Below are 14458 nucleotides of genomic sequence, written 5' to 3'. Positions count from 1 at the left end.
AATCTTTTACTTCAATTTTTCTTACAGCTTCCATTCCTAACTCTGGGAAATCTACTACTTCAACCGATAAGATGTTTTCTTTCGCTAAAATCGCAGCAGGACCACCAATAGAACCTAAATAAAATCCGCCATGTTTTTTACAAGCGTTCATAACGTCTTTGCTTCGGTTTCCTTTGGCTAACATAATCATGCTTCCACCAGCGGCTTGGAATTCGTCTACATAAACATCCATTCTTCCTGCAGTTGTTGGACCAAAACTTCCTGATGGCATTCCGTCTGGAGTTTTAGCCGGACCAGCGTAATACACTGGGTGATTTTTGAAATACTCTGGCATTGGTTTTCCAGCGTCTAACAATTCTTTGATTTTGGCATGCGCAATATCACGAGCTACAATCAATGTTCCGTTTAATTTCAAACGTGTTTTGATTGGGTATTTTGATAATTCTGCCAGTACTTCTTGCATTGGTTTGTTCAAATCAATTTCCACCGCTGGCTCTAAATGAGGTGCTGTTTCAGGTAAAAACTGCGCAGGATTGGTTTCCAATTGTTCCAAGAAAATACCGTCTTTCGTAATTTTTCCTTTGATATTTCTATCTGCCGAACAAGAAACTCCCATTCCCACCGGACAAGAAGCCGCGTGACGTGGTAAACGAATGACACGAACGTCATGCGTTAAATATTTCCCACCAAATTGTGCTCCAATTTGACTTTCTTGACAAATAATTTGTACTCTTTTTTCCCATTCTAAATCGCGAAACGCCTGACCTGCCATGTTTCCAGAAGTTGGAAGATTGTCATAATAACCAGCTGATGCTTTTTTCACGGCTGCTAAATTTGCTTCCGCCGAAGTTCCACCGATAACGATAGCTAAGTGATACGGAGGACATGCCGCTGTTCCTAAATCCATAATGCGCTCACGAACAAATTCGTCTAATGATTTTTCATTCAACAACGATTTTGTTTTTTGATATAAAAACGTTTTGTTTGCCGAACCACCACCTTTTGTTAAGAATAAGAACTCATACGAATTTCCTTTTTTCGCATAAATATCAATTTGAGCTGGTAAGTTCGAACCTGAGTTTTTTTCTTCAAACATCGAAATTGGAACAATTTGCGAATAACGAAGATTTTTATTTTGGTACGTATTGTAAATTCCTTTTGACAACCATTCGCCATCATCAACACCTGTGTAAACGTTTTCACCTTTTTTTGCAACTACAATTGCTGTTCCAGTATCTTGGCAAGAAGGCAATTGACCTTCCACGGCTACAGCAGCATTTTGCAATAAATTATAAGCCACAAAACGGTCGTTGTCTGTCGCTTCTGGGTCTTCGATAATGTTTCTTAGTTTTTGTAAATGTGCGGAACGCAACATAAACGAAACGTCGTCCATAGCTTCTTGTGCTAATAATTCTAATCCTTTTGGATCCACCACTAAGATTTCTCTATCGCCAAGTTGCTCTACTTTTACGTAATCTGAAGTTAATTTTTTGTATTGTGTATCGTCTTTTAAAATTGGATACGGGTCTTGATATAAAAAGTCCATTGTGTGTATGTTTTGAAAGGTAAAGTTACGGATTTTTGTTTTTCCAACCTGCAAGGTTTTTAAAACCTTGTAGGTTTTTTATTCAAGCATGTGTTTTTCAGATAAAATTTCATTTTTAAAGTCATGACAATAAATAAAGTTATCTTTAGAATCAAATAATTGAATTACTTCGTTCCTAAGTAATTTCGTTGGTTTATCTGAAATTATTGATTGATACGATGAAAACTGAAAACTTTTATAATCCAAATCTAAATGATGTTTCGGATTTAAATGAACATATTGAATCAAGTTTGTCAAATATGTTTCATCTTCAATTTGAATTCTTTTAAAATGTTTTTCAAACAAACTTCCGGTTCTATTGTTTTGTTTGTTAAAAGCTTTTGCATAAGCATTGAAAAGATTTGAAAGAGCTTGAGTAATTTCTTTTTCATTTACAATTCTAATAATAAAATGAAAGTGATTATCCATTAAACAGTAAGCAAAAGTATCTGCTTTGTTTTCCAAATATTTTGAGTAGAGTTTTAAAAAGTACTGTTTGTTTTCGACTGAATTAAAAATAGTTTCACTATTTATGCCTCGATTATAAATGTGATATACTTTATCTTTCTCTAAAACTTCCAATTTCATAATTTACTTTTTTAACACCTACAAGGTTTTGGAAACCTTGCAGGAGTTGAATTTAAAAAATTATTTACTTGCTTTGAAATAACAATAAATTCCAGTAACAAAAATTAGTAAACCAGCTAAAAGTTCAAAATGAATATCTTCATCTTCAAAGAGGAAAATATCTTTTGTTTCATTTGTTATTAGTTTGATTTTATCTCCAACATTTATTGAGCAACGATCTTCTAACCTTTTACTTTGTTTCTTTTCGTTAAAGTAAAAAGTAAAATAAGCTTTAGAAGTTTTAGAAGATTCGCTACATGAAATAGGTACTGAGAAAACACTAACAGAGATTTTGTTTCCAGAATTTAATATTTTGTATTCTTGAAATGTTTTGTAAAATGAAACAAAACTGATTAGAATCAGTAATATCGAAGCATATTTAAGTATTTTATTCATCCCTTAAAAAAACCAACTAGCCACAAAAATTGCGGTAATCACACAAATTAAATCTACTAAAAGCATCATTCCTAGAGTATAACGTGTGTTTTTCACGTTGATGCTTCCAAAATAAACGGCAATTACGTAAAACGTTGTTTCGGCACTACATTGGAAAATACAACTCAATCTTCCGGTCAAAGAATCAGGGCCAAATTGCTTCATCGCATCAATCATAAACCCTCGGGAACCACCAGAACTAAAAGGGCGCAACATCGCTACTGGCAATGAATCTGTGATTTCTTTAGCGACACCCAAATGTGCAAAAACAAATGAAATTCCGTTAGCAATATTTTCAAATAGACCACTGTTTCTGAATAACGAAATAGCGACTAACATTCCCATTACATAAGGAAAAATAGTAACTCCCGTTTTTAATCCGTTGTTGGCTCCAGATACAAATGTGTCGAAAATGGTTGTTTTTTGTGCTACGAATTTCTTCTCTTGAACGAAGGAAAATATCAAAGTTCCTCCGATGATTAGTATCAATAATAATCCCGAAAGGTTAGAAGTAAAGTAATTTTTTCCGATTAAATCTAAACTGTTTACATAAAATAATAATCCAACAATGGCGCCGATTACGCCCATTAAAACCGCTAGTAAAGATGCGCTTTTGAAATTAACTCGTTGTTTGATTCCAACTAAAATAAAAGCGGCAATTGTTCCTACAAATGAAGTTATAATACATGGCAACATAACGTCAGCAGGATTTGCAGCGTGTTCAGCCGCACGATAACCAATAATAGATGTTGGAATTAATGTTAAACCAGCAGCATGCAAACACATGAACATGATTTGGGCATCACTGGCTCTATCTTTATCTGGATTTAATTCTTGCAAACTTTGCATGGCTTTTAATCCAAAAGGAGTTGCAGCTGAATCCAATCCTAAGAAGTTGGCAGAAAAATTCAACGTCATATAGGAAATCGATTCGTGATTTTTAGGAATAGAAGGGAATACTTTTGCAAACAACGGACTTAATTTCTTAGCCAATCTTTCCGATGCTCCTGAAATAATAAGTAGTTCCATTATTCCGCAGAAAAAGGATAAATAAGCAATCAAAGGCAGAATTAAATCAAATAAACTGCTTTTGGTCATAGGAAGTAAACCATCTGCTTTTTGTTTTCCGCTGTAGATTTTTACGGTGTGATTGTTGTACACATAGGTCGTATCAGCATCTGCAATGTTATTATTTATTATGAAAGTTTTATCATCAGCGTTTTCTAAACTGTCTTTAACAAACTTTGGCACTTCTTTTAAATATTTTTCACCAATTAAAAGAGGTTCACCTTGTTTTCCATTCAAAACATAATCAATAGAATAATATTGCGAAGAGAACAATCCGAATACAATAAAAAAGATAGATGATATAAATATCACTAACCAAAATCTGCTTAAAACCATAAATACCTATTTTTTCGTAAATGTAATATTTATAAGTGTTTAAAGAAAATTTAATTTTTCCCTAGCATAGTTCTAATTATTTTACTTTAAGAAATTTTTTTTATTGAATTCAAGTCGTTTATTTTAAAACATTTTTTTGAAATTATGAAAAAATTATATATTTGTTTTATTAAATGAAACTAATTTGCCCCAAAAAATAAAAAAACAACAATTATTCACTTATTTTATTATCTTTTTCTGTGTACTATCTTTTTCACAAACCAAGGAAGATGTTGCTAAAATAACAAAAGACTACAATTTTGCAAAAATTCAGGAAAAGATATCTTACTATCGACAGTTAGAAGAAAAACAAAGAGCTAAGGCTGTTGAAATGGCTAACAAAAACAATTGGCCAATTTTTATTAAAGGAGATGACGGAAGTTTTAAACAACTAATGAGCGTTACTCCTGACGGATATCCTATTTATTATGCAACAACAAATGTAAATGCAGCAAAATCCACAAGAGCAAATTTTTTAAACACTGGTGGTGGTATGGGATTAACTTTAGATGGTCAAGGTATGATTGCTCGTGTTTGGGATGGAGGTACTGTAAGAAGAACTCATAGCGGTTTTGGAGGAAGAGTGACAACTGTTGATGATATTTCAGGAATATCTTATAGCGATCATGCCACTCATGTTACAGGTACAATATTAGCTTTACCTTGGAGTACTGCATCAGCTGGAGTAAAAGGAATGGCAACATTAGCAACGGCAAGGACATTTAATTAGGACAATGATGAGTCAGAAGCCTTATCTGAGGTTTTGGGAGGAATGTTAATCTCAAATCATTCTTATGGGGTTCCAATAGGATCTGGGACATCAATATACCAGCTTGGTATATTGGAGCTTATACAGACGCTGCAAGATCATGGGATGAGATTACTTATTAATCACCCTATTATTTACCTGTAATGTCAGCGGGAAATGATGGAACTAACAATAATAATTCAAATCCAATTGCTGTAGGTTATGATAAATTAACTGGAAATAAAACCTCAAAAAATACATTAATCGTAGCAAATGCAAATGATGCTGTAATAAATACGGATGGTAGCTTATTTAGTGTTTCAATAAATACGTCAAGTAGTCAAGGTCCTACAGATGACAGAAGAATTAAACCAGATATTACTGGGAATGGAACAAGTTTAACATCTACAATATCTACAAGTAACACCGCAACCGCATCATATTCTGGCACCTCAATGGCTAGTCCTAATGTTGCAGGAACTTTATTATTATTGCAGCAACATCAAAAAAATTTAACAAATAGTTTTATGAAGTCCTCTACTTTAAGAGGTTTGGTATGTCATACTGCTGATGATGCTGGAAATTTAGGTCCCGACGCTAAGATGGGTTGGGGTTTATTAAACGCAAAGAAAGCCGTAGAAACAATTACCGGAAATGGTTTAACCTCATGGATTTCAGAAGAAAATTTGACGCAAGGGCAAACCTTCAATATTACTGTTAAATCAAATGGAGGCTCATCAAATCCACTAATTGCTTCAATAACATGGACTGATTTACCTGGAGTTGCTAATAACGGAACTCTGGGAGATAATAATATTACTCCAGTATTAGTTAATGATTTAGAGATAAGAATTACAAAAGACGGAACAACTTTTTACCCTTGGAAATTACAATCAAATCCTTCTGCATTAGCTGTTAGAAATGGGGATAATAATGTTGATAATATTGAAGTTATTAAAATAGACGCACCTTCTGTAGGTGATTACGTTATTTCAGTAACACATAAAGGAAATTTAGTTTCAGGCTCTCAAAATTATTCTTTAATTTTTACAGGCATTACTTCCGATTTTTCATTAATTTCTAAATCCGAGGATTTAACTTTATTCTCAAATCAAGATGCTGTTTACAATTTTGAATATAAGCAGACAGGTAATATGACGACAACTTTTTCAGCAGTTGGATTACCTATTGGTGCAACAGCAATATTTAGCCCATCTTCATTAAGTGCTAATGGGACGGTTACAATGACTGTTTCTGGATTAAATGCAGTACAACCAGGTACCTATTCTGTTGGAATTTCTGGTTCTAATGGAATAGAAATTGAAACTAGAATGAAACAATTAACTGTTTACTCTCCTATTGTTCAACCTCTAGTATTGACTTCACCAGTAAGCGGTCAGAATAGTGTTGCTGTTTCTGTTTTCTTAAACTGGAATTCAAATGTAAATGTTGAAAATTATAATTTACAAGTATCAAATCAGTCTGATTTTTCCTCTTTATTTGTCAATATTAATACAACTGAAAATAATTATTTGCTTACAGGTTTAACACCAGAAACTGTTTATTATTGGAGAGTTATTCCTTCAAATAGATGTGGTACTGCATTAGTTTCTGAAGTATTAATAAATAACTTTAGAACCGCAGTTGTTACTTGCGGAAGTACTTTTACAGCTTCTGATTTTTCAAATGCTACTATTGCTACAACAGCAAACAGTGTTGCCACTGTGCCTATTGTTGTTTCAGGAGGATTAATAATAGGGGGTCTTAATGTAAATCTTAATATTACACATACTTATATTCAAGATATGAAGTATTATTTAGAAGGTCCAGCAGCTATAGGAAGCCCAATAATTACATTATTTGATGAACCTTGTGGAGATAATGATGATATAAATTGTACTTTAGATGATGCCGGCATAAATTTCACTTGTGGTGCTACAGCCCCATCAATAATTGGTAATGTTAAGCCTGTTGATTACTTGGCTAACTTAAATAACTTGCCAGCTGATGGAATATGGACTTTACGCGTTGTAGACGCATATAATGGAGATGGTGGTATTATTAATAGTGTTTCTTTGTCAATATGTAACTTAGAGCAACCGCTTAGTAAATCAGATAATACTTTGTCTGAAGTAAAGGTGTATCCAAATCCAGCAAAAGGAATTATTAACATTGATTTATCATCATTGTCTTATTCAAACTCAACTATGTACAAAGTAAACGACTTTCAAGGAAGGCAAGTATTAGAAAAAAAATCTAATAATATGATAGAAGTTTTAAATATAGAGAATCTTTCAGAAGGAGTTTACTTGTTAACTATTGAAAATGATCTGGGTAAAACAACAAAAAAAATAGTTGTTAAAAAATAAATCTAATTATAATAAAAAAGCTCGATTTAATCGAGCTTTTTTATTATAATTACTTCCCAGGAAATTCTGCTTTTCTTTTTTCTAAAAACGCTGTGGTACCTTCTTTAAAATCTTCCGTGCCAAAACAATATCCAAAATTTTCAATTTCTACTTGGTAGCCATTTGTGCCATCTATGTAATTTGCATTAACCGCTTGAATCGCTTTTGCAATAGCCACGCTTGAATTTTTAGTAATTTTAGAAGCAATTCCTTTTGCAAATTCTAACAATTCAGCTTGTGCAACTACATGGTTTACTAAACCATAATTTTTAGCTTTTTCGGCATCAATCATACCTGCTGTCATAATCATTTCCATAGCACGCCCTTTTCCAACTAATTGCGCCAAACGTTGTGTTCCTCCGTAACCTGGAATAACTCCTAATGTTACTTCAGGTAATCCCATTTTGGCATTATCTGATGCTACTCTAAAATGACATGACATCGCTAATTCTAATCCACCACCTAGAGCAAAACCGTTTACAGCTGCAATTACTGGAGTGCTTAAATTTTGCACAAAATCAAACAACAATCTTTGCCCTTCAGCAGCTAATTTTTCACCTTCTTCTACTGAAAAATTAGCAAATTCTGAAATATCGGCTCCAGCTACAAAAGCTTTTTCTCCACTACCCGTTACAATAATTGCTTTTACGGATTTATCTTCGTTTAACGATTTAAATCCATCGTGTAATTCTTGAATAGTTGCCTTATTTAATGCGTTTAATTTTGTTGGTCTGTTAATCGTTACAATTGCAATAGCATCATGTTTTTCAATAAGAATATTTTCCATTTTTGTTTGTTTTGATTATTTATTTATTGGGAAAGAAACCAAAAATTCAGTTCCCACATTAGGTTCCGTTTCAAAGGTAATTGTTCCGTTATAATTTTCTATAATATTTTTAATAATAGCTAAACCAAGTCCCATTCCGCTTGATTTTGTAGTGAATTTTGGTTCAAAAACGCGTTCCTGATTTTCTTTTGAAATTCCTTTTCCGTTGTCTTTTACTGCAATTTTAACTTCGTTATCTTGTCTAAAAACGGTAACAAAAACCAATTTATTTTCTTGTTCTTCTGGAATGGCTTGGATAGCGTTTTTAACCAAATTGGTAATTACACGAATTAGTTGTGTTCGATCTAATTTAGCTATAATTTCATCTTCCAATGCTGAAAACTGAATGTAATCTTCATTAAAAATTTCCAAAGCCATTTTTACAATTCGAACTACATTTAACGTTTCGTTTTGTTGAGCTGGCATCGTTGCAAAATTTGAAAAAGCACCCGCAACAGCCGTCATCGTATCAATTTGTTGTAAAATAGTTTTGGTATAATCGTCTAATTTTTGGGTTATATTTGGATCATTGGGGTCAAATTTTCTTTGAAAACTTTGCACAGTTAATCGCATTGGCGTCAATGGATTTTTGATTTCATGTGCTACTTGCTTAGCCATTTCGCGCCAAGCTTGTTCTCTTTCGCTTTGGGCCAAAATAGTGGCACTCTCTTCTAATTTATCCACCATGTTATTATAGGAATTAATTAAAAGATTAATTTCTTTACTTCCATCTTCTATCACAATTTTTTCATTTCGTTGATACAATTCTGTCTCTTGAAGTTTATCACTAATAATTTTTAAAGATTTGGTAATATAACTCGATAAAAAATAAGACAATACAATAGAAATAAAGAACATAAAAACGTAAACTTGCCCAAATCGAATTAAGAAATTTTGAACTTCATTGTCGTAAAACTCGGTATTTTCTTCATATGGTAAATTTAAAATTCCCATGGGTTTAAACTTAGTATCCTTTAAATACGAATAAGAAGATCGGAACGATTGCCCATCAACTTTTGAAAATTCAATGTAACGTTTGTCTAATGACGATTGAATAATTTTTAATGTGGATGGGTTTATTTTTGGTTTGTCTTTATCTAGTTTGAATATAGCTTTTGATGATATTAAAAGTTTTCCTTTTAAATCAAAAAAATTGATTTCCATACTGTGAATGTCTGATAATTCGAATATTTTCTCTTTAAAAATTAAAGGAATATTTTCCGTCGTAAGCGGATAAGTAGTAGTTTGAAGCACATAATTAATATGTTCGGTAATAGCCGCTTCTTTTCGTTCTAAACGATCTTGATGGTATTCGCGAGCTTCTTTTCTAAATTGATAAATAGAAACCGCAGCAATAAGAACAGACGCAATTAACGTTAAGAATATCATGGAAAGAAATATTCTTACACGCAAGGAAAGGTTCTTAAAGTTTAAAATTCTATCCATGTTTTTTGATGAAAATCAACTGTTGTTTTTCTCTCGAATTTTTTTGTATAATCTGTAACCTAACATTAATAATACTGAAAAAGCAATAATGCCAACAACGCCAAAAATCCAATTAATTGCATTTTTTAAAATTACTAAAAAAACTACTGCAAATAGAATAATTGTAGCACCTTCGTTCCAGATTCTAAAGAAACTTGAAGTATGCTTTACCTCATTATTTTGCAATTGTTTAAATATTTGATGGCATTTTAAATGATACAAATACAATAAAAACACAAACGCTAATTTAACGTGCATCCAAGGTTGGGCTAACCAAACTTTACCAACTTCAGTAAAAAACAACATCCAAAAAGCAAAAACACTTGCTAAAACAGCACTTGGCCAAGTTATAATGTACCATAAACGATATTGCATTAATTGGTATTGTTTAATTAATATGTCTTGCTCGGGTTGAGGTTTTTGTTTGGCCTCTGCGTGATAAACAAATAACCTAACAATATAAAACAAACCAGCAAACCAAGTAACCACAAAGATTAAATGTAACGATTTTATGTAATTGTATAATTCCATTTTTTATTGATTTTGAAAAGCCCATTGATCAATCCAACGGCTCATGGTTTTAACCCAATCGGCACTATCATTTAAACATGGAATAGACAAGAAATTTTCTCCACCGTTTTCTTTGAAACTATGTGCTGCTTCCATTCCAATTTCTTCTAAAGTTTCCAAACAATCCGAAACAAAAGCGGGTGTAACCACTGCTAAATTCTTAATTCCTTTTTGTGCTAAACCATCAATAGTAGCATCGGTATAAGGTTGCAACCAAGGATCGCGACCCAAACGTGATTGAAATGATGTGCTGTATTTTCCTTCTTCCAAACCTAAAAATTCAGCAACTTGTTTAGTAGTTTCATAACATTGATGACGGTAGCAAAACTCGTGTGCTTTTGAAGGCGTATTACAACAACTTCCATCTATTTTACAATGCGATTTTGTTACATCTGATTTTCTAATATGACGCTCTGGAACACCATGATACGAAAACAATAAATAATCTGATTTAAAATCATCTAAAGCCGATTTAATGGAGTTAGATAAATCACGAACATAATCGGGTTGGTTATAAAAAGCTGGTAAAATGGTGAATTCCATGTTAGGGAATTGTTTTTTGCGAATTTCTTCGGCTAATACCAAAATAGTTTCGGTTGTTGCCATAGCAAACTGAGGATACAATGGAATTAATAAAACCTCATCAACCCCTTGATTGTGTAATTCTTTTAAACCAAATTCGATACTAGGATTTCCATAACGCATGGCTAAAGAAACCGGAATACTGACTTGTTCTTGAACTTTATTTTGTAATCGTTTTGATAACACAATTAATGGAGAACCTTCTTCCCACCAAATTTTTTTATACGCTTTAGCTGATTTTTTTGGGCGAGTATTTAAAATGATTCCTTTTACTAATAAGGCTCTAAGTAAATATGGAACATCGATAACGCGTTCGTCCATTAAAAATTCATCTAAATATTTTCTAACATCTTTTGGCTCTGGACTGTCTGGTGAACCTAAATTAATTAACAGTACTCCTTTTTTCATTTTCTTTTTTTTATAAAAGTAATCAATCTTCTTTTTAAGGAAAGTTTTATATACGTTTTTTATCTATAATGCGATTTACAAAATCAATATGATTGAACTATTCAATGTTAGCATTCAAATTCATTAAATATTTTTTTGGTGTTGTACCAAATTTTTTCTTGAAGGCAGCAATAAAATGACTACCTGTACTATAACCAATTTTCAATCCCACTTCATTTACATTATAAGAACCACTATCTAACAATTGACGTGCATAATCCATTTTGTAATCAAATAGAAACCCATAAACGGTATCGCCATAAATTTGTTTGAAACCCATTTTTAGTTTTTTCAAACTTAACCCTACTTGTTCCGATAAAACTTCTAGTGTAGGAGGCTCGGCCATATTAGCAATGATAATTTCTTTTGCTTTCTTAATTTTTAAAACATTTTCTTCATCAATCAAAAACGGACATTGTTCTGCGTTTGGATCTTCGGAACGATTAAAATACAAACTTAATAGTTCATATCCTTTTCCTTTGTAATATAAATTCTTGATGAATGAATTTATATTGTAATGAAAAATTTGGCTAAGAACAATTGCCATTGACGGACTTATATCGTTTTCTTTATAATACTTCTTATCTTTATTTTCTTCACTTAAAAACGGAATGCTTTCAGCTTCTGAAGAAAAAAGGCCATGAAATTTTTTGATAGATATAATTACCGAAATTACCCAACTTTGTGGTGCTAATTCTAAGTGTATTGGCAATTCTTTTTGCGGATTGTAAAACAAAAGCGACTTCTCTTCTTTTAAATCTAAGGCATAATTTCCTTGATTAAAGACAAATTTCCCTTTTCCTTTAAGCCCAAAATGAAATTGGATAAGGCCTTGGTTTACAGGGCGTTCTACTTTAATTATTTCGTTACTATCATTTTGAAAACGCAATAAAATAAATTCGTTTTCAATTTTTATTTCTTCTAATGAACCCATAGCGATATTTTTACGTATATAAGCCTAACAAAATCTTTTGGCGTTATTTAGAATTATTCTACATAACATATTTGTAAAAGCTTGAATTTAGTACAAATTTAGCAGAAATATTGCAAATTAGACCAAATGATTTTAAAATAACTTTGAGCGACATAAAAAGTCCTTCAAGCGTTGTTTTTATAAAATAGTATCATTTAATTTTGTTAAACTTTTAGGGAAGAGTATATCACATGGAAAACAATACATTCGCAAAGCATCCGACTTTCTATGCAGTAGGGTTGAGTTATAAGAAAGCAGATGCGGAAATGAGAGGGAAATTTAGTTTGGATGAAAAGGCCAAAACTAATTTATTGCATCAAGCCAAAGATGAAGGTATTGATAGTTTAATTGTAACTTCTACTTGTAATCGTACTGAAATTTATGGTTTTGCCCAACATCCATTTCAATTAATAAAATTATTGTGCGAAAACAGTCAAGGAACTGTTGAAGATTTTCAGAAAGTAGCTTTTGTATACAAAAATAGTGAGGCTATTAATCACATGTTTCGTGTTGGAACTGGCTTAGACAGTCAAATCTTAGGTGATTTTGAAATCATAAGTCAATTAAAGAATGCATTTGTAATTAGTAAAGAACTAAACTTAGTAAATGCATTTTTAGAAAGACTAGTAAATGCAGTAATTCAAGCGAGTAGAAAAATTAAAAACGAAACCGAAATTTCTTCAGGTGCAACTTCTGTGTCTTTTGCGTCGGTTCAATATATTTTTAAAAATGTAGAAGATATTGCTTCTAAAAACATCTTACTTTTTGGAACTGGAAAAATCGGAAGAAATACTTGTGAAAACCTAGTAAAACATACTAAACACGAACAGATCACATTAATCAATAGGACTAAAGAAAAAGCCGAAAAATTAGCTAAAAAACTAGATGTTATTGTTAAAGATTATGCTGATTTACAATTAGAACTTCAAAAAGCAGATGTAGTTGTAGTAGCTACTGGTGCTCAAAACCCAACGGTTGATAAAGCCATTTTAAATCTGAAAAAACCTTTATTGATTTTAGATTTATCGATTCCGAAAAACGTGAACGAAAATGTAAAAGATATTGAAGGTGTTACGCTTGTTCACATGGATGAACTTTCGCAAATTACGGATGAAACTTTGGAAAACAGAAAAAAACACATTCCAGCAGCCGAAGCTATTATCGAAGAAATTAAAGATGAGTTCATGTCTTGGACGAAACAACGTAAATTCGCCCCAACCATACATGCTTTAAAAGCAAAACTGAATACAATTAAAGAAGGAGAATTGAATTTTCAACGTAAAAAATTGGCTAATTTTGATGAAGAACAAGCCGAATTGATTACAGCAAGAATCATTCAGAAAATCACGAATCATTTTGCTAATCATTTAAAAGATGATGAAACCATGGTGGATGAAAGTATTGAATGGATTGAGAAAATTTTCCAATTAGAAACGGTTTCAAAATAATGAGCAAAATAATCCGAATAGGAACTCGTGATAGCGAATTAGCCCTTTGGCAAGCACACACAGTACAAAAGAAATTAAATGATTTAGGCTATCAGACTGAAATTGTAGCTGTAAAATCGCAAGGAGATATTATTCTTGATAAACCACTTTACGAATTAGGAATCACGGGGATTTTTACCAAAACCTTAGACATTGCCATGATAAATGGTCAGGTAGATATTGCGGTTCATTCTATGAAAGATGTACCAACAGCTTTACCTATTGGAATTGTGCAAGCCGCTGTTTTGGAACGAGCTAATACAGTTGATATTTTAGTGCACAAAGGCAATTTAGATTTTTTAAATTCGCAAGGAACTATCGCAACTGGAAGTTTACGCAGACAAGCACAATGGTTAAATAAATACCCAAATCATAACGTAGTAGATTTACGTGGAAATGTAAATACTCGTATGCAAAAACTACAAGAAAACGATTGGGATGGTGCTATTTTTGCAGCAGCAGGATTAGAGCGCATTAATTTAAAACCTGGAAATTACATTGATTTAAGTTGGATGATTCCTGCACCAGCGCAAGGCGCAATGGTTGTAGTTGCCATGGAAAACGATCATTTTTGCAAAGAAGCTTTGGCAAAATTAAATCATGCCGAAACCGAAATTTGCACACACATTGAACGTGAATTCTTAAAAACACTAGAAGGTGGTTGTACAGCACCAATTGGAGCTTTAGCAACGTTTACATCTGAAAAAATTGATTTTGAAGGCGTTTTATTCTCTTTAGACGGAAAAGAAAAACACACTATCAAAAAAAGTTGTACTTTTGATTCTTATAATAACTTCGGAAAAAATTGTGCCGAAGCAATTTTAAACAACGGTGGAAGCGCT

13 protein-coding genes are annotated in these 14458 nt (G+C 32.4%); 4 read left to right on the top strand and 9 right to left on the bottom strand.

Annotation, left to right across the window (positions count from 1 at the left end; genetic code table 11):
- From B4I81_RS06290 to B4I81_RS06275, 4 genes are all read right to left on the bottom strand, one after another.
- The coding region (locus tag B4I81_RS06290) for a fumarate hydratase (RefSeq protein WP_291108837.1) at positions 1-1546 on the bottom strand (1546 nt) is incomplete at its 3' end.
- A gap of 78 nt (positions 1547-1624) precedes the next feature.
- Positions 1625-2173, bottom strand: coding sequence for a transposase (locus tag B4I81_RS06285; RefSeq protein ID WP_291108835.1), 549 nt, complete (start codon positions 2171-2173; stop codon positions 1625-1627).
- Positions 2174-2233: 60 nt separating this feature from the next.
- The gene (locus B4I81_RS06280; protein WP_291108833.1) at positions 2234-2608 is read right to left on the bottom strand and encodes a hypothetical protein; all 375 of its coding nucleotides are present in this window, start codon (positions 2606-2608) and stop codon (positions 2234-2236) included.
- Positions 2609-2611: 3 nt separating this feature from the next.
- Positions 2612-4051 carry a nucleoside recognition domain-containing protein gene (locus tag B4I81_RS06275; protein ID WP_291108831.1) on the bottom strand — a complete coding sequence of 480 codons (1440 nt, stop codon included), beginning with the start codon at positions 4049-4051 and terminating at the stop codon, positions 2612-2614.
- Positions 4052-4235: 184 nt separating this feature from the next.
- Between B4I81_RS06275 and B4I81_RS06270 the strand changes: the two genes are divergently transcribed.
- Together B4I81_RS06270 and B4I81_RS06265 are read left to right on the top strand one after the other, a co-directional pair.
- On the top strand, positions 4236-4820 hold the full coding sequence (locus tag B4I81_RS06270) for a hypothetical protein (RefSeq protein WP_291108829.1): 585 nt from the start codon (positions 4236-4238) through the stop codon (positions 4818-4820).
- A 182-nt stretch (positions 4821-5002) separates the two neighbouring features.
- Positions 5003-7207 (top strand): S8 family serine peptidase, encoded by a 2205-nt coding sequence (locus tag B4I81_RS06265; protein WP_291108827.1) that lies wholly within the window; start codon positions 5003-5005, stop codon positions 7205-7207.
- 49 nt (positions 7208-7256) lie between these two features.
- Here the strand turns inward: B4I81_RS06265 and B4I81_RS06260 are convergent, their stop codons facing one another.
- The 5 genes from B4I81_RS06260 to B4I81_RS06240 all read right to left on the bottom strand — a co-directional run bounded on the left by B4I81_RS06260 (position 7257) and on the right by B4I81_RS06240 (position 12090).
- Positions 7257-8033, bottom strand: a complete 777-nt coding sequence (locus B4I81_RS06260; RefSeq protein ID WP_291108825.1) for an enoyl-CoA hydratase/isomerase family protein — start codon at positions 8031-8033, stop codon at positions 7257-7259.
- Positions 8034-8048: 15 nt separating this feature from the next.
- Positions 8049-9461 (bottom strand): sensor histidine kinase, encoded by a 1413-nt coding sequence (locus B4I81_RS06255; protein ID WP_291108841.1) that lies wholly within the window; start codon positions 9459-9461, stop codon positions 8049-8051.
- A gap of 72 nt (positions 9462-9533) precedes the next feature.
- Positions 9534-10088, bottom strand: coding sequence for a CopD family protein (locus B4I81_RS06250; RefSeq protein ID WP_291108823.1), 555 nt, complete (start codon positions 10086-10088; stop codon positions 9534-9536).
- 3 nt (positions 10089-10091) lie between these two features.
- Positions 10092-11117 carry a ferrochelatase gene (gene hemH, locus B4I81_RS06245; protein WP_291108821.1) on the bottom strand — a complete coding sequence of 342 codons (1026 nt, stop codon included), beginning with the start codon at positions 11115-11117 and terminating at the stop codon, positions 10092-10094.
- A gap of 97 nt (positions 11118-11214) precedes the next feature.
- The gene (locus tag B4I81_RS06240) at positions 11215-12090 is read right to left on the bottom strand and encodes a helix-turn-helix transcriptional regulator (protein WP_291108819.1); all 876 of its coding nucleotides are present in this window, start codon (positions 12088-12090) and stop codon (positions 11215-11217) included.
- Between the two features lie 230 nt (positions 12091-12320).
- Here B4I81_RS06240 and hemA point away from each other — a divergent pair, with 230 nt between their 5' ends.
- Positions 12321-13577 (top strand): glutamyl-tRNA reductase, encoded by a 1257-nt coding sequence (gene hemA / locus B4I81_RS06235; protein ID WP_291108817.1) that lies wholly within the window; start codon positions 12321-12323, stop codon positions 13575-13577.
- Positions 13577-14458: hydroxymethylbilane synthase (gene hemC, locus B4I81_RS06230; protein WP_414655091.1), on the top strand; the 882-nt coding region annotated here is incomplete at its 3' end. The genes hemA and hemC, both read left to right, overlap by 1 nt.

The sequence above is a fragment of the Flavobacterium sp. UBA6195 genome, from assembly GCF_002422095.1.
Taxonomy (GTDB): domain Bacteria; phylum Bacteroidota; class Bacteroidia; order Flavobacteriales; family Flavobacteriaceae; genus Flavobacterium.
Note: the sequence above shows the minus strand (reverse complement) of the source record. Positions and strands in the feature narration are given on the sequence as shown.

Excerpts from the sequence above, each read along its gene's own strand:
- B4I81_RS06285 (WP_291108835.1), bottom strand. The coding sequence starts at position 2,173 with ATGAAATTGGAAGTTTTAGAGAAAGATAAAGTATATCACATTTATAAT.
- B4I81_RS06280 (WP_291108833.1), bottom strand. The coding sequence starts at position 2,608 with ATGAATAAAATACTTAAATATGCTTCGATATTACTGATTCTAATCAGT.
- B4I81_RS06275 (WP_291108831.1), bottom strand. The coding sequence starts at position 4,051 with ATGGTTTTAAGCAGATTTTGGTTAGTGATATTTATATCATCTATCTTT.
- B4I81_RS06265 (WP_291108827.1), top strand. The coding sequence starts at position 5,003 with ATGTCAGCGGGAAATGATGGAACTAACAATAATAATTCAAATCCAATT.
- B4I81_RS06260 (WP_291108825.1), bottom strand. The coding sequence starts at position 8,033 with ATGGAAAATATTCTTATTGAAAAACATGATGCTATTGCAATTGTAACG.
- B4I81_RS06255 (WP_291108841.1), bottom strand. The coding sequence starts at position 9,461 with ATGATATTCTTAACGTTAATTGCGTCTGTTCTTATTGCTGCGGTTTCT.
- B4I81_RS06250 (WP_291108823.1), bottom strand. The coding sequence starts at position 10,088 with ATGGAATTATACAATTACATAAAATCGTTACATTTAATCTTTGTGGTT.
- hemH (WP_291108821.1), bottom strand. The coding sequence starts at position 11,117 with ATGAAAAAAGGAGTACTGTTAATTAATTTAGGTTCACCAGACAGTCCA.
- B4I81_RS06240 (WP_291108819.1), bottom strand. The coding sequence starts at position 12,090 with ATGGGTTCATTAGAAGAAATAAAAATTGAAAACGAATTTATTTTATTG.
- hemA (WP_291108817.1), top strand. The coding sequence starts at position 12,321 with ATGGAAAACAATACATTCGCAAAGCATCCGACTTTCTATGCAGTAGGG.